The sequence below is a fragment of the uncultured Salegentibacter sp. genome (genome assembly GCF_963972535.1).
GTDB lineage: Bacteria > Bacteroidota > Bacteroidia > Flavobacteriales > Flavobacteriaceae > Salegentibacter.
Genome location: NZ_CAXAVR010000012.1, coordinates 21,050 through 41,913, shown reverse-complemented (window position 1 = coordinate 41,913; position 20,864 = coordinate 21,050). Strand labels below are relative to the sequence as shown.

Annotated in this window: 21 protein-coding genes; 6 read left to right on the top strand and 15 right to left on the bottom strand. The window is 36.1% G+C overall.

Going from position 1 to position 20,864, the window contains the following annotated elements:
- Positions 1-92: 92 nt before the first annotated feature.
- The 3 genes from AACZ30_RS03110 to AACZ30_RS03100 form a co-directional block, all read right to left on the bottom strand.
- The gene (locus tag AACZ30_RS03110; RefSeq protein ID WP_339647750.1) at positions 93-1,022 is read right to left on the bottom strand and encodes a retropepsin-like aspartic protease; all 930 of its coding nucleotides are present in this window, start codon (positions 1,020-1,022) and stop codon (positions 93-95) included.
- Between the two features lie 155 nt (positions 1,023-1,177).
- Entirely contained in the window at positions 1,178-1,816 is a 639-nt protein-coding gene (locus tag AACZ30_RS03105) for a hypothetical protein (protein WP_093304895.1), read from the bottom strand.
- A gap of 6 nt (positions 1,817-1,822) precedes the next feature.
- Positions 1,823-2,317, bottom strand: a complete 495-nt coding sequence (locus tag AACZ30_RS03100; protein WP_075327291.1) for a sigma-70 family RNA polymerase sigma factor — start codon at positions 2,315-2,317, stop codon at positions 1,823-1,825.
- Between the two features lie 178 nt (positions 2,318-2,495).
- Here AACZ30_RS03100 and AACZ30_RS03095 point away from each other — a divergent pair, with 178 nt between their 5' ends.
- Positions 2,496-3,803, top strand: coding sequence for an NAD(P)/FAD-dependent oxidoreductase (locus AACZ30_RS03095; protein ID WP_075327290.1), 1,308 nt, complete (start codon positions 2,496-2,498; stop codon positions 3,801-3,803).
- Between the two features lie 54 nt (positions 3,804-3,857).
- Here the strand turns inward: AACZ30_RS03095 and AACZ30_RS03090 are convergent, their stop codons facing one another.
- Positions 3,858-4,292 carry a hemerythrin domain-containing protein gene (locus AACZ30_RS03090; RefSeq protein WP_339647749.1) on the bottom strand — a complete coding sequence of 145 codons (435 nt, stop codon included), beginning with the start codon at positions 4,290-4,292 and terminating at the stop codon, positions 3,858-3,860.
- Positions 4,293-4,482: 190 nt separating this feature from the next.
- On the opposite strand from AACZ30_RS03090, the gene AACZ30_RS03085 reads away from it, so the two are divergent.
- Genes AACZ30_RS03085 through AACZ30_RS03075 form a run of 3 tightly spaced genes read left to right on the top strand, consistent with a single transcriptional unit; the run spans position 4,483 to position 6,856 of the window.
- Positions 4,483-5,808, top strand: coding sequence for a 2TM domain-containing protein (locus tag AACZ30_RS03085; RefSeq protein ID WP_339647748.1), 1,326 nt, complete (start codon positions 4,483-4,485; stop codon positions 5,806-5,808).
- A gap of 2 nt (positions 5,809-5,810) precedes the next feature.
- Positions 5,811-6,104, top strand: coding sequence for a 2TM domain-containing protein (locus AACZ30_RS03080; protein ID WP_075327287.1), 294 nt, complete (start codon positions 5,811-5,813; stop codon positions 6,102-6,104).
- A complete protein-coding gene (locus AACZ30_RS03075; protein ID WP_339647747.1) occupies positions 6,104-6,856 on the top strand; it encodes a LytTR family DNA-binding domain-containing protein in 753 nt (250 codons plus the stop codon). The genes AACZ30_RS03080 and AACZ30_RS03075 overlap by 1 nt, the downstream gene beginning before the upstream one ends.
- A 205-nt stretch (positions 6,857-7,061) precedes the next feature.
- Here AACZ30_RS03075 and AACZ30_RS03070 read toward each other — a convergent pair whose 3' ends face one another.
- The 9 genes from AACZ30_RS03070 to AACZ30_RS03030 all read right to left on the bottom strand — a co-directional run bounded on the left by AACZ30_RS03070 (position 7,062) and on the right by AACZ30_RS03030 (position 15,817).
- A complete protein-coding gene (locus AACZ30_RS03070) occupies positions 7,062-7,865 on the bottom strand; it encodes an anti-sigma factor (RefSeq protein ID WP_339647746.1) in 804 nt (267 codons plus the stop codon).
- Positions 7,865-8,395, bottom strand: a complete 531-nt coding sequence (locus AACZ30_RS03065; protein WP_339647751.1) for a sigma-70 family RNA polymerase sigma factor — start codon at positions 8,393-8,395, stop codon at positions 7,865-7,867. The genes AACZ30_RS03070 and AACZ30_RS03065 overlap by 1 nt, the downstream gene beginning before the upstream one ends.
- Before the next feature lie 101 nt (positions 8,396-8,496).
- Positions 8,497-9,093, bottom strand: a complete 597-nt coding sequence (locus AACZ30_RS03060; protein WP_075327283.1) for a superoxide dismutase family protein — start codon at positions 9,091-9,093, stop codon at positions 8,497-8,499.
- Between the two features lie 103 nt (positions 9,094-9,196).
- Entirely contained in the window at positions 9,197-10,408 is a 1,212-nt protein-coding gene (locus AACZ30_RS03055; RefSeq protein ID WP_339647745.1) for a bifunctional alpha/beta hydrolase/OsmC family protein, read from the bottom strand.
- Between the two features lie 122 nt (positions 10,409-10,530).
- Complete coding sequence (locus AACZ30_RS03050; protein WP_339647744.1) at positions 10,531-11,310, bottom strand: DUF1080 domain-containing protein; 780 nt, start codon at positions 11,308-11,310, stop codon at positions 10,531-10,533.
- 9 nt (positions 11,311-11,319) lie between these two features.
- Positions 11,320-12,375 carry a sugar phosphate isomerase/epimerase gene (locus AACZ30_RS03045; protein ID WP_208225968.1) on the bottom strand — a complete coding sequence of 352 codons (1,056 nt, stop codon included), beginning with the start codon at positions 12,373-12,375 and terminating at the stop codon, positions 11,320-11,322.
- Between the two features lie 12 nt (positions 12,376-12,387).
- Positions 12,388-13,527, bottom strand: a complete 1,140-nt coding sequence (locus AACZ30_RS03040; RefSeq protein WP_339647743.1) for a Gfo/Idh/MocA family oxidoreductase — start codon at positions 13,525-13,527, stop codon at positions 12,388-12,390.
- A gap of 22 nt (positions 13,528-13,549) precedes the next feature.
- Positions 13,550-14,785 carry a nucleoside permease gene (locus AACZ30_RS03035; RefSeq protein ID WP_075327278.1) on the bottom strand — a complete coding sequence of 412 codons (1,236 nt, stop codon included), beginning with the start codon at positions 14,783-14,785 and terminating at the stop codon, positions 13,550-13,552.
- Between the two features lie 18 nt (positions 14,786-14,803).
- Positions 14,804-15,817: a sugar phosphate isomerase/epimerase family protein gene (locus AACZ30_RS03030; protein ID WP_208225965.1), complete on the bottom strand. Its 1,014-nt coding sequence runs from the start codon at positions 15,815-15,817 to the stop codon at positions 14,804-14,806.
- A 149-nt stretch (positions 15,818-15,966) separates the two neighbouring features.
- Here AACZ30_RS03030 and AACZ30_RS03025 point away from each other — a divergent pair, with 149 nt between their 5' ends.
- Both AACZ30_RS03025 and AACZ30_RS03020 read left to right on the top strand, forming a co-directional pair.
- On the top strand, positions 15,967-17,673 hold the full coding sequence (locus AACZ30_RS03025) for a GMC family oxidoreductase (RefSeq protein WP_339647742.1): 1,707 nt from the start codon (positions 15,967-15,969) through the stop codon (positions 17,671-17,673).
- Between the two features lie 11 nt (positions 17,674-17,684).
- Positions 17,685-18,329, top strand: coding sequence for a gluconate 2-dehydrogenase subunit 3 family protein (locus AACZ30_RS03020; RefSeq protein WP_339647741.1), 645 nt, complete (start codon positions 17,685-17,687; stop codon positions 18,327-18,329).
- A 302-nt stretch (positions 18,330-18,631) separates the two neighbouring features.
- Here AACZ30_RS03020 and AACZ30_RS03015 read toward each other — a convergent pair whose 3' ends face one another.
- Together AACZ30_RS03015 and AACZ30_RS03010 are read right to left on the bottom strand one after the other, a co-directional pair.
- Complete coding sequence (locus AACZ30_RS03015; protein WP_339647740.1) at positions 18,632-19,534, bottom strand: hypothetical protein; 903 nt, start codon at positions 19,532-19,534, stop codon at positions 18,632-18,634.
- Between the two features lie 4 nt (positions 19,535-19,538).
- Positions 19,539-20,822, bottom strand: a complete 1,284-nt coding sequence (locus AACZ30_RS03010) for a vanadium-dependent haloperoxidase (protein ID WP_339647739.1) — start codon at positions 20,820-20,822, stop codon at positions 19,539-19,541.
- Positions 20,823-20,864 lie beyond the last annotated feature (42 nt).

The following is a 20,864-nucleotide window of genomic DNA, read 5'->3' as shown; positions in this document are numbered from 1 at the left end:
TTTATATAAAAATGGCTGTTTGATATAATTTTTAAACAGCCATTTTTTATTTTATTACCTGGATTAGTAATATAGTATTGTGCTTATGTATTTTAAGAATTACTTTTTTCTATAAGCTTTATTCTTTTACTATTCCAATTTATAATAACACGATAATTTTTAAAAAAATCTAAACCAAAAGTCTTATCTAAATACTGCTCTGAATACACTTTTACATCTTTTAAAGTAGAATTTCCGAATTCTATTTCACTAATAATCCCGTTATAAGACTCCCTTGTTGTATTATTATTACCATATATTCCCGTACTTTGAGTTTCGGATTTTTTGAAATCTGAAATTTCACCGTTTTCCTTTTGCTTTTTAAATTCAGAATATGGAATGACGATATCTCCATTATAACCATAATCTACAGTAAAATTCCAAATTTTTTCCCCATTTATTTTAGCGGCAATAGAAGGTACTCCTCCAACACCAATAAATAACTTATTTTCAATTACGTCTTTAGGTAAGTTTAATTTTGATTCATTATCGGTTATGGTAATTTGTTTTTGACTGAAATCAATATCCCAAATAGCGTGTTGCATTAAATTTGCCCCTATAAATCCGTCAACGTTCAAAGAAGCCCATATTGGTGTAGCGTTAAAATCATTTATTAAGGCTGTTGTTCCAACAAAATCCACTGTTCCAACTTTAATATTTTCTATTCTTGTATATTTATTTTGTTGTGCTTTATTATAAACATCGGCCGCATTTACAGAACCGATAACTTTCATATTTAAACTTTCAGCAAGTTCTTTTGATACAAGAGTGGGGGATCCTGTGTCTAAAAGAAATTTATAGGTCTTATTTTTTATTTCTACAGGGACAATTATCCATCCTTTTTTAAGCTCAAAAGGAAAAGTAACTTTATAGTTTTCCTGCTCTGTTTTTCCTTCTTTAAAATATTTAGCGGCTTTACTACCTGAACAGCTATTTATAAGAATAAGTGTAATCAAATAAATAAATACTTTGGCTATTTTCATTTTTTAAATTTTGGTAATACAGTTTTTGGCTTATTCACGCTAAACAATCAGTATCTAACTTTTAACTAAATTACACCTCCGAATAAATTTTGAATCAGGCTTTGAAAAAGATTAAGGGTTGCGATTTAAAGGTAATTGCAACTTTAAATTATTATCTAAACCTCCAATTTCTTTAATTCTTTGTAATTTTTATTCAAACGTCTTAGTAGAATTCCGTAGATCACCCGGTAGAATAACCATATAATTCCCAGGAAAACTGCCAGTCCACCTAACATTATTCCAGCAAACATTAGCCATTGTAGCGGAGTAAAACTATATTTTTCAACATCTTCAACCACGGTATTAGTGGCGTGATAATTCATGAAAAAGTAAGTATAAATAAGGGTAATTAGCGCAGTGGAAATTAAAATATAACCTATATAGTATTTTACAGTTTTTCTTGTTCGTAGAATATTTTTAATCAATTTCGCTACACTATCTGTAGAAGATATTCTTCGGTAGTTCTTATAAAAGCAATAAATAAAGAAAAAGGTTATTCCATAATTAATAACATAGGTTACTACGGTAAATTCTTTTAAATGAATACGTTCCATTTCGGCCCAGTATTCGTGATCTGCCCAGAAAATAGTAATAAGTGCCCAGAATAGAAATTCAAGAATACTAATTACAAAAATCCATTTTACAATTGAAGATGAGCGCTTCAACAGCATCTTATAAATTTCATCGTAGGAAAGTTGGGGAATATTACCTTCCCGTTTTTTCCAGTCTTTTTTTAATAAATCCAGTCCATCCATTATTCTCTACGGATTTAAAATATTTTTTAACTTAGTTTTTACCCTGTTCATCTTCACTCTTGCATTTACTTCAGTAATACCCAGGGTTTCAGAAATATCTCTATAATTTTTATCTTCGAGATATAAAAAAACGAGTGCTTTTTCAATATCGTTTAATTCCTGTATTGCCGAGTACATTACTTTTAATTGTTGCTCGGTCTCATCATCATATTCTTCGGCTTTAATTTTAAAATCTACAGTATCAAAATCCTGCGTTTTTATACTTCTTTTTTTCTTTCGGTATAAGGTGATGGCAGTATTTAAGGCAACCCTGTACATCCATGTACTAAATTTTGCTTCTCCCCTAAACTTGGGGTAAGCTTTCCACAGTTGAATAGTAATTTCCTGAAATAGGTCGTTGTGGGAATCCTGATCATTAGTATAAATACGACATATTTTATGCGCTATATTCTGGTGTTTCTCCAGATTTTTTACAAACTGGTGTTCTAATTCTTTATCCACAATAATTGGTTAGCTCTTATATGTAGTATTACAGGCTGTAATGTTACAAAAAAGTATAAAGTATAGTTAATGCAGGCTTATTTTTTCAGCCAAAGCGGGAGAAAACTTAAATTTGAGTGCATAACTTCCATAAAAAGGGAGCGATCTAAATCTCGATTATCGAGTAAAACCAACCTTTATGAATATTCCAAGAACAAATTTACCTAGAGTCGTTATTATTGGTGGCGGTTTTGCTGGAATGGCAATGGTAAGAAAATTAATTGGCGAAGACGTTCAAACCGTTATTTTAGACCGTCATAACTATCATACTTTTCAGCCTCTATTATACCAGGTTTCTACCTCTGGTTTAGAGCCTGATTCTATTGCATATCCTATGCGTAAAATTACACGTAATAGTAAGAAATGTCTTTTTAGAATGGCTGAGGTGAAATCTATAAATACCGAAAAAAGTTATATTGAAACTTCTATTGGCGATTTAATTTATGATTACCTGGTGATCGCTACCGGATCCAAGACTAATTTCTTCGGAAATAAAAGTATTGAGAAGAATGGAATGTGGATGAAAACCGTTCCGCAGGCATTGAATATTCGAAGTTTAATTCTGGAAAATTTAGAACAAGCCGTAATTACTGATGATCCTGAAAAACGAAAAGCACTACTTAACTTTGTTTTAGTAGGTGCAGGGCCAACCGGCGTAGAGCTTAGTGGCGCCATTGCAGAATTAAAGAATCATATTGTACCTAACGATTATCCCGATATAAACCCTAACGAAATGAATATTCATTTGCTGGAGGGATTAGATAGGGTTTTACCTCCTATGAGCGAAAAAGCTTCTAAAAAAGCTCATGCTTTTTTGGAAGAGTTGGGAGTTAAGGTTCATTTAAATACCATGGTAGAAGAATACGATGGCCATTTAGTGACTACCAACACAGACCTCGCCTTAAAAACCGAGACTTTTATCTGGGCCGCGGGAGTAACCGGTGCGCCGGTTAAAGGATTAAAGGCCGAAGCCATGGTAGAAAAAGCCAATAGATATGAAGTGAATGCTTTTAACCAGATTAAGGGTTATGAGAATATCTTTGCAATTGGAGATATTGCGCTAATGCAAACTGAAGCCTATCCAAAAGGGCATCCCATGGTTGCTCAACCGGCAATTCAGCAGGGGAAACATTTGGCCAAAAATATTATGAATATCCTGGAAGGGAAACAATTGGAAGCGTTTAAATATAAAGATAAAGGAACTATGGCCACTGTGGGTAGAAACCGTGCGGTAGTAGATTTAGAACAGGGCTCTTTCGGCGGATTTTTTGCCTGGTTTATCTGGATGTTTGTACACCTTTGGTTTCTAATTGGATTTAGAAACCGGCTGGTAACTTTCTTTAACTGGCTTTATAACTATTGGAATTATGATAAAGCCGCCAGGCTAATTATCAGGCCATTTAAAGGTTACGAAAAGCAAATGAAAGTTGATAAAGAAGAGATATAAAAATTAAAAATGCAGTTAAGGGTTTTTCGCTTAACTGCATTTTTTAAATTCCAATTACCTCATTTTCTTTATCTCTTTGTTGTAATCTTCTGCAAGGCTGGTTTTTTGTTTTTCGGTTAAGGCTTTTCCGGCCATTTGAAAAACTTCCTGTTCTTCTTCATCAAGATGATGAGTTACCTTATGTTCAAGTTCTTTAGCGATTTTTAGCCAGTTAGAAGCGTCCATTTCAGTGTCTTCTAATTCTTCTATTAGTTCATCCATTTCGTGATGCTCGGCCACACTATGCCTGGCTTTTTCCTGGGTAAGATCTTTCTTGATCAACGGAATATAAAAATGCCTTTCTTCGGCATCGGCGTGAATTTTTAATTCGTGTTTTAACTGCTCAAAAATCTTTTTTCTTTCTTCGGTATCACCTTGGGTTTCTACCAATTTAGCCACAAGATCGCGTTGTATTTCGTGTTCCTGGCGTAATGCTTCAAAAATATTCATAATTTAGTATGGGTTTTATATCGAAATTATAGATTTATAAGTTAAGGAAAATATAATCAGGTAATTTCTTTATAGTTTAAATCGGTTCTAAAGAATAATTACGGTTCAGTTTTAGTTTTCTACAATTCAGAAATTTTAATTAGTAAAGAAATTGACTTTCTCGCATCTTAGCTCCTGTAAATAAAAATTGATGAAATTTTTTCTGAAAATATTTAAAATCAGTCTCATAATCACTTTTTTGGTGGTTTTTCTTGAAATTGTTTTCAACCAATTTAAACTGGAAGCATTGCTGGAATTTGAAACCTGGATAATTTACTTTCTATATGCTTTTATTCTAACCCTGATAAATGGAAGTTACTTTTGGTGGTTTGGTGCTAAAATAGGCTGGGAAAAAGCTACTTTAAGAAAGGTCCTGGCGGGGGCTTTTGGCGCTGTTATTTTAACTTTAATTGGTTTCTTTATTTGCCGTTTGCTGCACCACGTAGTATATGACGGAGTACCACTTCAGGAATTTTTGGACAATGAGAGGATGGCTTTTTATCTTTTTCCTTTCCTTTTCACTACAATTATTTCCCTGTTTTTTCATCTTATTTATTTCTACAAAGCTTTACAGGAAAAGAAGGTAAAGGAGCAAAAGATAATCGCCGGTACGGCTTCGGCTAAATTTGATGCGCTTAAAAATCAATTAGATCCGCATTTTTTATTTAATAGTTTAAATGTTTTAAGTGCTTTGATTGATGAAAACCCCGAACAGGCACAAAAGTTTACCAGTGCGCTTTCTAAGGTTTATCGTTACGTTCTTGAACAAAAAAATAAGGAATTGGTTGATCTTGAAGAAGAATTAAAATTCGCCAAAACCTATATGGAATTACTTAAAATGCGTTTTGAAGATGCTATTGTTTTTAATTTTCCTTCAAATTTAAAGAATCCCGAAGCAAAAGTTGTCCCGCTTTCACTGCAATTACTTTTAGAAAATACTATAAAACACAACACTGTAAATTCTGAAAATCCATTAGAGATTAGCATTGTAGAAGAAGATAGAAATCTGGTGGTGAAAAATAATCTTCAGCCCAAAGCAATTCTCAAGCGGGGTAGTGGAGTAGGACTTTCAAATATTAAACAGCGCTATCATTTGCTAACCGACAGGAAAGTGCAAATAGACAATTCAAATAACATTTTCAGCGTAAAATTACCGCTGTTAACCAAAATTGTAAAAATGGAAGAAAAACCACCGGCGTATGCCGAACAGGACGCTTATTTACGGGCAAAGAAGCAAGTAAAAGCAGAGCGTGAATTCTATGGTAATTTAACATCTTATTTAATTGTAATTCCTGTATTGGGATTATTTAATTACCTCACCTACAGCGGATTTATATGGGCTATTTTTCCGGCAATAGGTTGGGGCATAGGAGTGTTTTTTCACGGCTTATCGGTTTTTAATTATAATCTTTTACTCGGAAAAAATTGGGAAGAGCGAAAAATTAAAGAATTAATGCAAAAAGATAAAATCAACTAATTATGGAAACTTCAGAAGATAAATATTTAAAAGCCCGGGAGCGGGTTAAAGAATTACGTGAGTTCTACAATCATTTATTCTCCTATATTTTGGTGAATTTATTTTTAGCCGGAATCAATTACTATACAAACCAATGGGAATATCCCTGGTTTTTATGGGTTGTAGGCGGTTGGGGAATTGGTTTAGCCTTTGATGCTCTAAAAGCTTTTAGGTTAAACCCTATGTTTGATAAACGCTGGGAAGAACGTAAAATAAGGGAATATATGGAAAAGGAAGAAAAACAGCGTTGGGAGTAATGGAATTAGTAATTGTTGAAGACGAAAAACCTGCCGCACGCCGCTTACAAAGAATGCTGAAAAAGCTGGATTTGGAAGTAAATACTATGTTACACTCGGTAAAAGAAGGAATTGATTGGTTTAATAAAAATCCTGAACCCGATCTCGTTTTTCTTGATATTCAACTTAGTGACGGCATTTCCTTTGAAATATTTGACAAGGTAAAAATCAACAGCGCTGTTATTTTTACCACCGCTTACGATGAATATGCGCTAAAAGCTTTTAAACTAAATAGTGTAGATTATTTGCTGAAACCCATAGATGAAGAAGAATTGGAAAATGCCGTGAACAAGTTCAGGGAAAATTACCAGAAGAATAATTCCCAAATTGATTTTAATGCTTTTAGAAAAATTCTTGAAACCGGAGTCAAACCAGATTATAAAACGCGTTTTACCATTCAGGTTGGGCAGCATTTAAAAATTATTTCAACCAGCGAAATTTGTTGTTTTTATTCTGAAAATAAAGCGTCTTACCTCACTACAATTTCCGGTAGAAATTATCCTGTAGATATTTCGCTTGAAAACCTGGAAAACGACCTGGATCCTGAAAAATTCTTCAGAATTAATCGTAAATCTATTGTGAATATTGATTGCATAGAAGATATTATTAGCTACACCAACAGCCGTTTAGAGGTTAAGTTGAATGCTTTTTCTGGGTTTCAATTAATTGTAAGTCGGGAGCGGGTTAAAGACTTTAAAAATTGGATTTCTTAACCTTAAACTGTTAAAATAGAATATTTTAAAACTTTAGACTTATTTCTTCGTAAATATTGATGAAGACTGGATTTTAAACAACTTTGTTTTCTTCCAGTTTTCTATTTCTATTTTTTTGGTTGGTTATGTGAAGGTTTGCTGTATAAGATATGGCGAACCTTCATTTTTTAATGATGGAGATTCACTAAAATGTTTTGTTTTAAAATTAAGGTGCAGCTACAGTTCCTAAAACATATAGTTGTTCCATTGTTGGAGTTTCACTACCGCCCTCAGGCTCCAGGGTAATTCCAAAAGCTTCAGACTGGTTTGGGTTTTCCAGACTAAATACTTTATTATCATCGGCTTCAAAATTTGCCAGTAAACCTAAACTGGTAGGAGTAAAAGGTTGCATGGTAAGTGACCAAACCTGGTAAACTTTCCCTCTGGGAGGTTCAGGTAAATCTTTTGCATCTATATAAGCGGTATTCTTCTGGGTATTCCAATAAACGGAAGCAAAGGCTTCAGGAGCTACCTGCTGACCTTTTAGCGGGATACGCTGTACGTTTCTGTCCCTTATAACTGCAAGTAATTCTTCTGCTTTTTCAGCATCCTCACGGGCGTTAGCGATTTGTTCTTCCATTTGAGCATTTCTGGCATTGGCAGCTTGTAAATCTTCTCTTAATTCGTTGGTGCGGTTAAAGAAAATAAATAGACCAATAAGCAATAATAAACTTGCTGCCCAACCGGAATAGGTAATCCAGTTTATGCTTCTAACCGGAGTCGCTACCGGAGCGGTAGTTGCAGTTGGTTTGCTTAACTTCTCTTTTATTGAAGAAATTAAATGTTCGGCATTATTTGGAGCCGTAGCAGCTGAAAGTGTAAGTAATGCTTTTTCAATTTCTTCAACTTCGGCTTTAACTTCAGGATATTCTTTTAGCACACGACTAACCTCTCTACTTTCTTCTTCAGAAAGGGCTCCATAAACATATAGTTCAAGAATTCCAGACGATATGTACTTTTGAATATCCATTACTTAATTACCATTGCTCTTAATTTATCTATACAAACACGGTTTCTGGTTTTCACCGTTCCCAGTGGCATATCTAATTCTTCTGAAGTTTCTTTTTGAGTATAGCCTTTAAAAAATAAGTAATCAATCAATTTTTTACAAACCGGTTTTAAAGCGTCTATGTACTTTTTAAGACCTATAGAATCTACAGCTTCAGAGAAATTAGTTTTAGCCTCTAATATATCTACGAAGTTATCGGTCTTAAGGTTTTGTTGGTCGTTTTTAAAATCTTTAGATCGTATTTTATCTATAGAAGCATTTCGGGCAATATTAAGAATCCACGTGAAAAAACGGCCTTTATCTGAATTATAACTGGGTGCTTTGTCCCAGATTTTTAAAAACACGTCCTGCAATACTTCTTCAGCAACTTTTTCGTCTCTAATTATGGTAAAAATAATTCCATAAGTACTTTCAGAATATAAATGGTAAATACGCTCAAAGGCACGTTCGTTACCCTTTTGAAGTTCTAAAATTAAAGCTTCTTGTTGCATAAATATATAATGACTTGCCGGGTAAAAATATGATAAACTCCCGTGTAAAAAAATAAAAAGCGGCAATTTGCCGCTTTTTATTAATTCTTATGTGAAAAGATTTACATTTTTATTACTCCACATCCAACTCTAGTGCCTGCAGCTCCAGAAGGTTGAGAGGTGAAATCATCAACTCCGTCGTGAACTATTATTGCTTTTCCAACAATATTCTTGTTTTCATCGTCACAATCTATACACCATTCATCTGTAGTCATGCTCACAGTACCTTCTCCATTGGCATCAACTTCAAAGTTGCCTATATCGCCTTTGTGGTAGCCTTCAGCATCACCCCACTTACCATGTTTTTCGTTGGTTGGGTTCCAGTGGCCCCCGGCAGAAGTTCCATCTTCAGCAGAGCAGTCTGCTTTCTGGTGAATATGGATCGCGTGTTGACCCTCGGCTAAACCTGTGATGGTAGCTTCCATAGTAACTTCTCCATTTTCCTGGGTAAAAGTTACTTCACCACCTAAGTTGCTTCCGCTTTTAGGCTCTAGAGGTACAGTTATTTCTTTAACTTCTTCCTCGTCTTGCTGTGCTTCCATTTCAGAATTCATTTCTGTTTCGGCAGCGTTTTCAGCGTCATTGTCTTTTTTGTCGTTTTTACAGCCAATTATAAATAAAGAGGCGCAAAATACTAATGATAAACTTATTCTTTTCATAATCTATCGATTGGTTTTTAGATTAAACAGTACTAAATTAAGCCTATCCCAAGGCCTGACCAAAGATTTAAGGATAGGTTAACAAACTCAGTTTTTTGGCTTTTTAAATTAGTTTGGTAGTAATATTTGTTTCTGAAGTTAAACTTCTGTGTACAGGGCAACGATCGGCAATTTCCAAAAGTCTTTGTTTTTGTTTTTCATCTAATCCCCCAACCAGCTTAATTTCCCTTCTAAAAGTATCTATTTTTGAAGTTTTCTCTTCGCAGTTTTTGCAATCTGTACTATGTTCGCGGGAATAATGAACGTGGGTTTCAACGTCTTCTAAAGGCCAGTCTTTTCGTTTAGCATACATTTGAAGCGTCATAGAAGTACAGGAAGCCAGGCCAGAAGATAAGAACTGATATGGAGTAGGGCCGTAATCTTTACCGCCGGCTTTTATAGGTTCGTCTGCCAGGAAAGTATGGTTCCCGGCTTTCATTTGGGTGGTAAACCCATCTTCTGCTTCTAAGCCTGCTACCACATCAGCTTCAGATTCTGGTACTTCTTTTTTAGGAATGTCTAAATATCTTGAAGCCCAGGAAGCAATAACATTTCCGGCATAAGCGGCGTCTTCTTTATTGGCAAGCAAATGTTGCGAACCGTCCAGGGAAATAAAACTTTTAGGATGCCGGGCAGCAATATAAAGTTCTTCCGCATTTTTAATACTTACAATTTTGTCTTGTGGCGAGTGCATTATTAACAGTGACTTTTTAAGCTCACCCAGGTAAGATTTTAATTCGTGTTTATCAATATCTTCAAGAAATTGCTTCTTTATTTTAAAAGGTCTACCGCCAATATTTACCTGTGCCTCACCGTTTTTCTCAATTTCCTCAACATTATTTTGTATTAAATGCTGAACATGAGCAGTAGTTGAAGGCGCTGCTATAGTGGTTACTGCTTTAACCGATTTTAATTCTTTTGCAGCGAATAAAACTGCTGCACCACCTAACGAATGCCCAATTAAAAGGCTGGGTGCTGTAAATTCTTCCTCTAAATAAGTTGCAGCTGCCAGAAGATCCTGAATATTTCCTGAAAAATTACTTTCTGAAAATTCTCCTTCGCTTTCTCCCAGTCCTGTAAAATCGAAACGTAATACTCCATAGCCGTTTTGGGCCAACGTTCTACTGATATTTTTAGCAGCAAAAAAGTTCTTATTGCAGGTAAAACAATGGGCGAAGAGCACAAAATTATGAGGATCCTGATTAAATGGAAGCTCTAAATATCCAGATAAATCGTCTCCATTTTTATTCTTAAAGTTTACTTTTTCAGTTTTCATCTATAAGTTTTTATTCAAGGTACAAATTGTTTGCAATGGCTAAAACAAAAAAGCTGATTGAATTATCAAAAAAATGGATTTTTTGAATTTCAATCAGCTTTTAATAACAAGGAGGTTTCTGCTTATTCCAGTTCCCTTATTTTAATATTTCTAAACCAAACTTTATCGCTATGATCTTGTAAAGCAATGTGGCCTTCCCGATTTTTACCGAAATCTTCCCAGTCTTTAAACTTTGAGTTTTCTACCAATTTACTCCATTCTTCCCCATGTACCGGGAACTCGTTTATTAAAGTTCCATTTAAACGTACAGAACCTTTATTGGTTTTATGGTTAATTCTAATTATGGTTTTGTTCCATTCTCCCGCATTTTTGGTTTTATCTTCACTTGGCGGCATCATATCGTAAAGGGCACCGGCTTGTCTAACCTCACCATTTTTTGCATCCGGATGCAGTTTATTATCCAATAACTGAATTTCGGGACCTGTTAAATATGGTTCAGAAAATTCTTCGCTTTCCTGAACTCCCCACATAATTCCGCTATTTCCTCCTTCTGAAATTTTCCATTCCAGGGAAAGTTCAAAATTAGTATAGGTTTTTTCTGAAATTAGATTCTCAGAACCTTCACGCTCTCCTTCAGCAGGGGTAAAAGCAAGCACGCCATCTTTTACCTGCCACTGGCTTGAAATTGAATCGGCGTTAAAGGCTTTCCAGCCCTCAAGGTTTTGCCCGTTGAACAAGTTGGTGTAATTTTCCTCATTATTAGCCATTGCCGTAGTATCATTCGCTGCATCAGCTTCATAGGCCTCTTTTGCTTCCTGGTCTTCTCTATCTGATTTATTATCAGATTTACAGGCGGTGGCCATAATTGTAGCCGTTACTAGAATTAAACTTATTTTCTTCATTTTATATAATTAGTTGATTCCTAAGATTCGTTTTAATTTCTTCTCGTCTATTTCGCTTCCTGCAAAATCATCAAATTTCTTTTGAGTAGCTTCAATAATATGACTTTGAATAAAAGGAGCTCCCTCGCGAGCACCCTGGTCTGGAGATTTAATACAGCATTCCCATTCCAGAACCGCCCAAACATCGCAACCATATTCGGTTAATTTTGAAAAAATGGTTTTAAAATCTACCTGGCCATCTCCGGGATGTCTATATCTTCCCGCTCTGTCTATCCAGTCACCATAACCTCCAAAAGAACCTTTTTTCCCCGTAGGGTTAAATTCAGCATCTTTTACGTGAAACATTTTTATGAATTCGTGGTAATGGTCTATATATGAAATATAATCTAATTGTTGCAGCACAAAATGGCTGGGATCATACAACAAATTAACCCGCTTATGATTATTAGTAGCTTCAAGAAAGCGTTCAAAAGTAACTCCGTCGTGAAGGTCTTCTCCCGGGTGAACTTCATAACAAACATCTACGTTTTGTTCATCAAATTCATTTAAAATAGGGAGCCAGCGTTTTGCAAGTTCCTTGAACCCCATTTCTACCAAACCTTCCGGTCTTTGCGGCCAGGGATGAGCGGTATGCCAAAGCAAAGACCCGCTAAATGTACCGTGCACATCAAGACCAAAATTACGGCTTGCGCGAGCTGCACTTTTCATTTGTTCTACGGCCCATTCGGTTCTGGCCTTTGGATTGCCTTTAACTTCTTTTGGAGCAAAATTATCAAACATAGTATCGTAAGCCGAATGTACTGCCACGAGTTGTCCCTGTAAATGGGTGCAAAGCTCTGTAATTTCCAGTCCGTAAGATTCTACTTTTCCTTTAATCTCGTCGCAATAATCTTTGCTTTCTCCAGCTTTGGTTAAATCTATCAAAGCTGATTCCCAGGTTGGGATTTGTATTCCTTTATATCCTAAATCTGCCGCCCATTCACATAAACCATCCAAACTATTGAAAGGTTTTTCTGTATCCATAAATTGGGCTAAATAAACCGCAGGTCCTTTTACTGTTTTCATCTCATTAATTTTTTATGCGTCTATTTTTATCCAAACATTTCCTTTAGCGTGAGACTCTACTACTTTTTCTATAAAGTTCATTCCACGTATACCATCTTTCATAGTAGGAAATTCAGCAGGGTGATATTTTTCGCCATTGATGGCGCGAGCAACTCCTTTATAAATATTCCCCATAGAATCAAAAATACCTTCTGGATGTCCCGGAGGTAGCTTGGTGCCGTCTAAAGACAGGGCAGAATTGTACTCGTGCCCCGGTTTTAAAACCTTCATAGGTTGCCCTTCTTCTAATTTGTAAAGGTAATTTGGGTTTTCCTGTTCCCATTTTAAACCGGCTTTTTTTCCATAAATCTTTACCGCAAAGTTATTTTCTTCCCCGGTAGCGATCTGGCTTGATCTAAGCACTCCTTTTACAAATTCTGAAAAACGAAGAAGCACTGTGCCGTCCACATCCATCTTATTATCGGAGTATACGTAGTTCAGATCGGCTAAAAGCTCTTTTACTTCCAGGCCTGTTACATATTCAATCATATCAAAAGCGTGGGTTCCAATATCACCAATACAACAACTTATTCCACCTTTTTCGGGATCAAGTCGCCAAATACTATTTCTTTGTTCTTTATCGTGTATAATTGAATTTATCCAACCCTGATAATATTGCACGTCAATTTTTTGAACTTCCCCAATCTCTCCGGCAGCAATCATTTCTTTCATCTGCCTAATCATTGGGTAACCGGTATAGGTATAGGTTACCGCAAAAACCGTCTTAGATTTTGTAAGTGTCTCTTCAAGTATTTTTGCTTCTTCGTAAGTGGTGGTCATTGGCTTTTCACAGATCACGTGAAAACCGTTTTCCAGCAGCTGTTTTGCCATTGGAAAATGTAAAAAGTTGGGGGTTAGAATAGAAACAGCTTTTATGCGCTCTTCTTCAGGCAGTTTTGCTTCTTCTGCAATTAAATGGTCCAGGTCTTTATAAACCCTATCGGTACCAATGCCAAGTTCTCTAGCAAACTCCTGACTTTCTTTTAATTCTGGATTAAAAACCCCGCCTACAAATTCAAATTTATCGTACATAGAAGAAGCGACCCGGTGTAAAACACCTATAAGGGAATCTCCACCGCCGCCTAATACTCCTAATTTTATTTTTTTACCCATATTTCAGTAATTTTTTGATTGGTTATATTTCAATATCTTTTTTGGCTATTTTTTCATCTTTAAAGAAAATAGCAAATAATATAAGAACTACAAATGCAAATGCTGCCGGGAAGATCCAAATTTGTTCCCAATTATGGCTGCCATCGGCGTTCAAATACATGTCGCTAACCTGCCCCGCTACCCAGAAACCAATAAGCATCCCCACACCATAGGTGGCTAAAGTAATTAAGCCCTGAGCGGCACTTTTAATTTTTGGCCCCGCTTTGGAGTCGGTATATATTTGTCCCGAAACAAAGAAAAAGTCATAGCAAATTCCGTGAAGGGCAATTCCTATTATTAACATAAAAGCAAGTTCCCCGGTATCACCATAGGCAAACAGCAAATATCTAACCGTCCAAGCTAACATTCCTGCCAGGATGGTAATCTTAAATCCGAATTTTTTAAAGAAATAAGGAATAAGTAGAAGAAACAAAGCTTCTGATACCTGACCTATAGACATTTTTGCTGTAGGATCTTCCATTCCAATTTCAGAAAGAAAAGGATTGGCATTTTGGTAATAAAAAGCCAGTGGAATAGAAATTAGAATTGAGGAAATAAAGAAAATAAGGAAGTTCTTGCCTTTAAGTAGGCCAATTGCTTCCAGTCCTAAAATATCGGAAATTGAAACTTTTTCTCCTTTGCTGCTCGGTGGAGTTTTAGGTAGACTAAAACTGAATAATCCTAACATAGCAGAAGCTATTGCAGCCATTAAAAAGGTATATCGAAGCATTCCTTCTGCACGGCCCTCGGCAGAATCCCAGGCAAAAACGAGACTTATTATTAATCCTGAAATTATCCACCCAATAGTTCCAAATACTCGAATACTTGAAAATTGTTTAGAAGGATCTGACATTTGATAAAAAGAAATGGAATTTACTAAAGCCAGGGTAGGCATATAAATAATCATATATCCTAAAACATAAGGATAAAAATTGCTAAAATCTTCTGCCTGAAACATCATATAAAGCAATAAGGCACCAATAAGATGAAGTACCCCAAGGATGCGTTCGGCATTAAAAAAACGGTCGGCAATTAGCCCAATAATAAAGGGAGCTACAATTGCTCCCCAGGATTGAGTAGAAAAAGCCATAGCCGTTTGTGCACCAGTGGCTTCTAAATTTTGTGGTAAAAAAGTACCTAAAGTTACAAACCACCCTCCCCAAATAAAGAATTCGAGGAACATCATGGTCGATAGCTGGAATCTGGTTAAACTTTTCATTATCTTTTGTAGCTTCTCTTAGTTATTGTTGCTGTTTAATTTGCTCCCAACTTCTATTAAAAGTTCTTTGGTGGCTTTTATACCTTCCTCAGGAGATAAATTCTCTCCTTCATATTCTACTCCAATGAAACCGGTGTATCCTGCATCCTGAACAATTTTTAAGATTCTCTCATAATCAAGGCTCGTTTCTTCCCCTTCGTCATTAAAATCGTAAGATTTGGCGCTCACAGCTTTTGCATGAGGCATCATTTCTTCAATTCCCTGGTACTTAGGATATTCCTCTACACATTTTGCTTCCCAACGTTCACCGCCCTGTCTTTTAAGGCAAAAATTACCAAAATCTGGAAGAGTACCACAGTTTTCCATATTTACATCTTCAATAACTTCTACAAGAAGTGCCGCGTTAGAAGAAAGATATCCGTGATTTTCTACTAAAACATTCACATTTTTTCCCGCTGCATATTCGCTAAGCGCTTTTAAACCTTTGGCGGCTGAAGCTTTCCATTCTTCCGGTTCTTCACTACCAAAAAGATTAACTCTTATAGAGTGGGCGCCTAAAAAATTAGCGGCATCAACCCATTTTTTATGATTTTCTACGGCTTTTTCACGTTCAGCCTGGTTGGGGCTGGCTAATTCGCCTTCACCGTCTACCATAATTAGAACGTTCTCTACATCAAATTCTTCGCTCTTTGCCTTTAAAGTATCCAGCACTTTTTGCATTGCTTCTTCAGGATTATTGGCTTCACTAATGCGCTGGCCGTAAAAGCTACTAACATATTCAATGCCTTCAAATCCCATTTCGTTCGCTTTTTCAGCAAAATCTATTGGATCTAATTCTCCGGCAAAAATTGGCTTATTAAGAGACCATTGTGCAAGAGAAAGTTTAAAAAATGGTTCAGCATTTTCTTCAGTTTTAACTTCAGCGGTTGCTGCGTTGTCTTTTTCAGCTTTTTGATCTTTACAGGAAAAAATTCCGAAGGAGATAAAAAGGAATAATAAATAATAAGAAAGTTTGGTTGGTCTTAGGTTCATAAAATAGGTTTAAGGGTTATTAGAATGTGATTTTACTGATAGTTTAAAATCTTAAAAGTATACTTTTTTTTAAAGAAGCAAAATTATAACCATAAATTTATATATTTGAAGGCATTCGATTAACTAAATTATTAATTAACTACAAGACAGTGAGCAATTATTATGAAAAAGACACTTATGATGCAATAGTCGTAGGTACAGGAATTAGCGGTGGTTGGGCCGCCAAAGAGCTTAGTGAAAAAGGATTTAAAACCCTTGTGCTTGAACGTGGACGTATGGTAAAACATATTGAAGATTATCCAACAATGAACGATGATCCCTGGGATTATAAGTTTAAAGGACAATTAACACGCGAAGAAGAAAAACGTCAGCAAAAACAAGCACGTACCGGTTATACTACTAATAAAGCCAGCGCACATTGGTTTGTAGACGATATTAAACACCCGTATAATGAAGTAAAAAGATTTGACTGGATGCGTGGGTATCACGTGGGAGGAAGATCTATTATGTGGGGACGTCACAGCTACCGCTTGAGTGATTTAGATTTTACCGCAAATAAAGAAGATGGCCACGGTGTAGACTGGCCAATTCGCTATAAAGATATTGCACCCTGGTATGATTATGTTGAATCATATATTGGCGTGAGTGGTGAAAACCTTGGGTTAAGCCAATTACCCGATGGGAAATTTCTTCCGCAAATGCCGTTAAACTGCGTGGAAGATCACCTTAAAAGAAGTATGGCCGACAATTTTAGCGACGGCCGTGTGTTAACCGCAGGTAGGGTTGCGCATATTACTGGTGATAAAGAATTTGAAGGTAGGTCTAGTTGCCAATTTAGAAACCGTTGTATTAGAGGTTGTCCTTACGGCGCTTACTTTAGTAGTAACTCTTCTACATTACCAGCGGCAGAACGAACTGGCAATATGACTTTAAGACCTAATTCTGTAGTAAATCAGGTAATTTACGATCCTGAAACTAAACTTGCTACAGGGGTAAAAGTTATAGATACTGAAACTAAAGAAGAAATAGAATTTAAAGCTAATGTTATCTTCCTTTGTGCTTCTGCCATTGCTTCTACAAGCATCCTTATGCAATCAAAATCTGATAGATTTGAGAATGGTTTGGGGAACGATAGTGGAGAACTGGGACATAATGTAATGGATCACCATTTTAAAGCCGGAGCATCTGGTAAATATGATGGTTTTGAAGATCAATATTATAAAGGAAGAAAGCCTAACGGAATCTATTTACCTCGTTTTAGAAATATTAACGGAAGCGATAATTTAGGCTTTACCCGTGGTTATGGTTATCAGGGTGGTGCGAGTCGTGGAGACTGGAGTGAAGGTATTGCTGAAGCTTCCTATGGAAAAGAATTAAAAGAAGCTATCGTTAAACCGGGTGGCTGGACTATGGGCTTAATGGGCTTTGGGGAAACCTTACCTTACCATGAAAACAAAATGACCCTGGATTATGACAAAACCGATGAATGGGGCTTACCAACAGTAACTTTTGATGCAGAGTTCAAGGAAAATGAACTTAAAATGAGAGAAGATATGGTAGCCCAGGCAGTAGAGATGCTGGAAAAAGGCGGATTTAAAGATGTACAGGGGTACGATGATATTGGTGCACCGGGACTTGGAATACACGAAATGGGAACTGCCAGAATGGGTAGAGATCCTAAAACTTCGGTTTTAAACGGAAACAACCAGGTGCACGCTGTTCCTAATGTATATGTTACCGATGGTTCTTTTATGACCTCTGCAGGTTGCCAGAACCCGTCTTTAACTTATATGGCTATGACTGCCAGAGCAGCAGATCACGCTTCTAAAAACTTTAAAAAATCATCTAACGCTTAATTATTAGGATTATGAATAGAAGACAGGCATTAAGAAATATAGGACTTGGCGCGGGAGCTATTATTGTAGGTCCCACTACTTTAAACCTTTTGCAAAGCTGTAAAAATGATCCTTCTTATAACTGGGAGCCAACTTTTTTAAGTGCTGCTAACGGTTTCGCGTTAAAACAGGTTTTAGAAGTTATTATTCCAAAAACTGATACTCCTGGTGCTAATGATCTAAATATAGCCGAATTCATAGATTCTTATATGGAAGAGGTTGCTCACCAGGACAGGCAGGAGAAATTCAAACAATCTGCTGATGCTTTTTCCAGGGCGTTTAAAAACGAATTTGATAAAGATGCAGGAGAAGGTAGTGCTGAAGAATATGAGCAAATTGTAGCAAAATATCTTAGAGCAACTCCGGCAGAAAGAGATGAAATAGCTAAACGAAATACCGAAACCCAGGATCCGCAGGATAAAGATCAAAAAATAACTTTAGATGCAGATGCCGGTGCTTTAGCTTATTTGGAAGAAGTAAGAAGTATGGGAATTTGGGCCTATAAGACCAGTGAAAAAATTGGAGAAGAAGTAATGTGGTACGATCCAATTCCAGGGGAGTATATTGCTTGTGGTCCCGTTGATGAACTGGGCGGGGGCAAGGCTATGTCGCTTTAAGTTTTAAGAAGTAGTCTGAATAAATATCAAACCTCACAGATTTTTAAAACCTGTGAGGTTTTTTTAGTATTAAATGCACCAAGACTTGTTTTGAAGACACAATATGTTTTCTCACCACTGCCAGCCGCGCATTTTAATTCAGGTTGTTACCGTATTAGAGAAAGTCTAAAAAGTACTATTTTCGTTAAGCTACCCCGAATCTTCAGGGTTGTATCAGCTTTTAACATGGTTTGATTATCAATTATCTTAGATACTGTAACAAGTTCAGGATGACAAATTTCAAGAGGATAAGAGATAGTATTCTATTCTAGTATTGGTAAATATATATCAGCTTCCCATAAAGATTCATCTCCACCCATTTGCGGATTATCTTTAAATATTTCCAGAATATTTTCGCTTTTAACCTCAATATTATTCTTTTCGGCATAATCAAGTAAATGAAACCAGGCATTATGCGAAAACATATAATTGCCGTGAAAACTCGCTTTTAAAGCTTTTTCTGAAGTAATTTTTTGAATATCAATTAATAAATCTTTAGGATAGGTTTGCATTTTTGCGATTGGGAAACAAAAACTGAAGTTGATATTTTTAGTCTTTTTATTCCAGGAATTAATTAGAATTCTAGGCCTGCCCAGGGTTTTTAGATCGTTCTCCAGGATATAATTTGAAAGTATATCTATAGTCTTCATCATTTCAAAAGCTTTTTGATCTACTTTACTGTTGGTGGTAATACAGGCGCAGGTGTTCTCAGGAATAACACTTTTTCCTTCAATTTTTACGGTATATAACGCTCTATTGGTAGATAAAGCTTTTTTAAAATAGGCAATTTCAGCTTTCATTTCTTTCTGAAATTTGCTTTGACCTATCAGTAAGAAGAAGCGATCTTTAAAAGAATTATTTTTATTGCTTACCTTAACCTTTACCTCACTTATCGAATCGTTTTTGGGTTTAATAATCCAAATGAGTTCATAACTTTCTGCATTCAATTCCGTTTCCTGAATTACACTGGAAAAATCAGATTTAATTTCAGAATTATTGATTTCCATTTTATCAAATATTGGAGAATCTACCCTATATACTATTTCACCGGGAAGCGCTTTTGCTTCAAATTTTATAGCGTAATCATTATTTTTAATCGTAAAATACCAAAGCAAAAAAAGCACAGGTAGACCAATAAGAAACAGTAGCCAGTATTTTTTTGACATTAAATTAGTAGGTAAGAGGTTGTATGTTGAGGTTTTCTACTACGTGGTTTCCAAGATTTCTTCCCTGTACAATTCCATTTTCTACAGCAGAGCGGTAATGAATTCCCCCATATAATCTACTTATTGCCGCTTCGTTGGCAGCCTGGGAAAAAGAAGTAAACGATCTTACCGGTAAACCATATTTTACCTCGGTATCATCTTCAAAATTGAATTCTTCACCAAAAATACGGGTAAGAACAATAGAAGCCGCCCCGGAAACTACAGAATGCCCACTAGAATATTCAGGAAATGGTGGCGTTTGCAGTACAGGTTTCCAATTCTCGTCTATATACTTATTAATTAAAGTTTCAGGCCTTACCAGGTTACTTCTGTATTTTTCGTCCCAACAGCTTATAAACCCGTCGGCCAAAGCAATAGCAGTTGTGGTATAAGCATATGAACTTTGTGCGAAGTCTAACTCTGCCTTTTTAGAAGCAATTTTGCAAATTCCCATCCAGTGCCCGCCAGGAGTGATTTTCTTAGTTGCAAACATAAGATGACCGCGTTGGGTAGACACATAAGGATTGCAATCCCAAAATTGAGCAATTTTCATTTCTTCGGCTTCATCTCCTTTTTTCTCCATTTCGTTTTTAATCTCGTAGACTTCAACGAGCTCATCGTAAAAAGCTGTTCCTTTTTTTAATGAAAACTCGGGGTGAGGTAAAGGTTTAAATTGGGAGGCAGAATCTAATGTAAAAGGTCTAATTTTTGGCCAGTGAGGCTCAATACCATCCATATAAGATGGTGGGGTAGGCTGCCAACGGCCGGGATCGTCACTATACACCGAGTATTTGGGCATAGTGCGGGTTTCTTTATAATTATCTTTATCCATCCAGGAGGAAAGATGCTGAGCAACCGCCAGGCCATAATCTTTTGACGAGTTAAACTCATCTTTATTCGTTTCTTCCCATTCTGTGTAGAGGCTGTCACGGTAAGTGGTAAGTAAATCTTCAGAAAATATTAATTTTTTTCCAATTTCTATTTTTGCAACCAGCGCTGCAAGTTTATAATTGATATTTGCAGAAGAATTGGCTTTTGGAATTGGCTCGAGTTCTTCAAATTTTGTGGTAAAATCTATTAAATTTTTATCCTCCTGCCGCATAACTTGATAAGCAGCCAGGTTAGAATAGGCATAAATGCGACTTGCCACCGGGGGGGAGAAGATATCATGCACCATAATATCAGTAATTTTATCTACCGTTTGGTGGTAATTTTCAGCTGTAACCACAATGGGTTTATTTTCCTTCATACAGGAATTTAAAATCAGTATACAGATGATTAAGTAAAAGTA

Coding starts and splice junctions, on each gene's coding strand:
- AACZ30_RS03030 (WP_208225965.1), bottom strand. CDS start 15,817: ATGAACCTAAGACCAACCAAACTTTCTTATTATTTATTATTCCTTTTT.
- AACZ30_RS03065 (WP_339647751.1), bottom strand. CDS start 8,395: ATGCAACAAGAAGCTTTAATTTTAGAACTTCAAAAGGGTAACGAACGT.
- AACZ30_RS03015 (WP_339647740.1), bottom strand. CDS start 19,534: ATGTCAAAAAAATACTGGCTACTGTTTCTTATTGGTCTACCTGTGCTT.
- AACZ30_RS03035 (WP_075327278.1), bottom strand. CDS start 14,785: ATGAAAAGTTTAACCAGATTCCAGCTATCGACCATGATGTTCCTCGAA.
- AACZ30_RS03010 (WP_339647739.1), bottom strand. CDS start 20,822: ATGAAGGAAAATAAACCCATTGTGGTTACAGCTGAAAATTACCACCAA.
- AACZ30_RS03070 (WP_339647746.1), bottom strand. CDS start 7,865: ATGGATATTCAAAAGTACATATCGTCTGGAATTCTTGAACTATATGTT.
- AACZ30_RS03110 (WP_339647750.1), bottom strand. CDS start 1,022: ATGAAAATAGCCAAAGTATTTATTTATTTGATTACACTTATTCTTATA.
- AACZ30_RS03050 (WP_339647744.1), bottom strand. CDS start 11,310: ATGAAGAAAATAAGTTTAATTCTAGTAACGGCTACAATTATGGCCACC.
- AACZ30_RS03075 (WP_339647747.1), top strand. CDS start 6,104: ATGGAATTAGTAATTGTTGAAGACGAAAAACCTGCCGCACGCCGCTTA.
- AACZ30_RS03020 (WP_339647741.1), top strand. CDS start 17,685: ATGAATAGAAGACAGGCATTAAGAAATATAGGACTTGGCGCGGGAGCT.
- AACZ30_RS03045 (WP_208225968.1), bottom strand. CDS start 12,375: ATGAAAACAGTAAAAGGACCTGCGGTTTATTTAGCCCAATTTATGGAT.
- AACZ30_RS03080 (WP_075327287.1), top strand. CDS start 5,811: ATGGAAACTTCAGAAGATAAATATTTAAAAGCCCGGGAGCGGGTTAAA.
- AACZ30_RS03055 (WP_339647745.1), bottom strand. CDS start 10,408: ATGAAAACTGAAAAAGTAAACTTTAAGAATAAAAATGGAGACGATTTA.
- AACZ30_RS03095 (WP_075327290.1), top strand. CDS start 2,496: ATGAATATTCCAAGAACAAATTTACCTAGAGTCGTTATTATTGGTGGC.
- AACZ30_RS03105 (WP_093304895.1), bottom strand. CDS start 1,816: ATGGATGGACTGGATTTATTAAAAAAAGACTGGAAAAAACGGGAAGGT.
- AACZ30_RS03090 (WP_339647749.1), bottom strand. CDS start 4,292: ATGAATATTTTTGAAGCATTACGCCAGGAACACGAAATACAACGCGAT.
- AACZ30_RS03040 (WP_339647743.1), bottom strand. CDS start 13,527: ATGGGTAAAAAAATAAAATTAGGAGTATTAGGCGGCGGTGGAGATTCC.
- AACZ30_RS03085 (WP_339647748.1), top strand. CDS start 4,483: ATGAAATTTTTTCTGAAAATATTTAAAATCAGTCTCATAATCACTTTT.
- AACZ30_RS03060 (WP_075327283.1), bottom strand. CDS start 9,093: ATGAAAAGAATAAGTTTATCATTAGTATTTTGCGCCTCTTTATTTATA.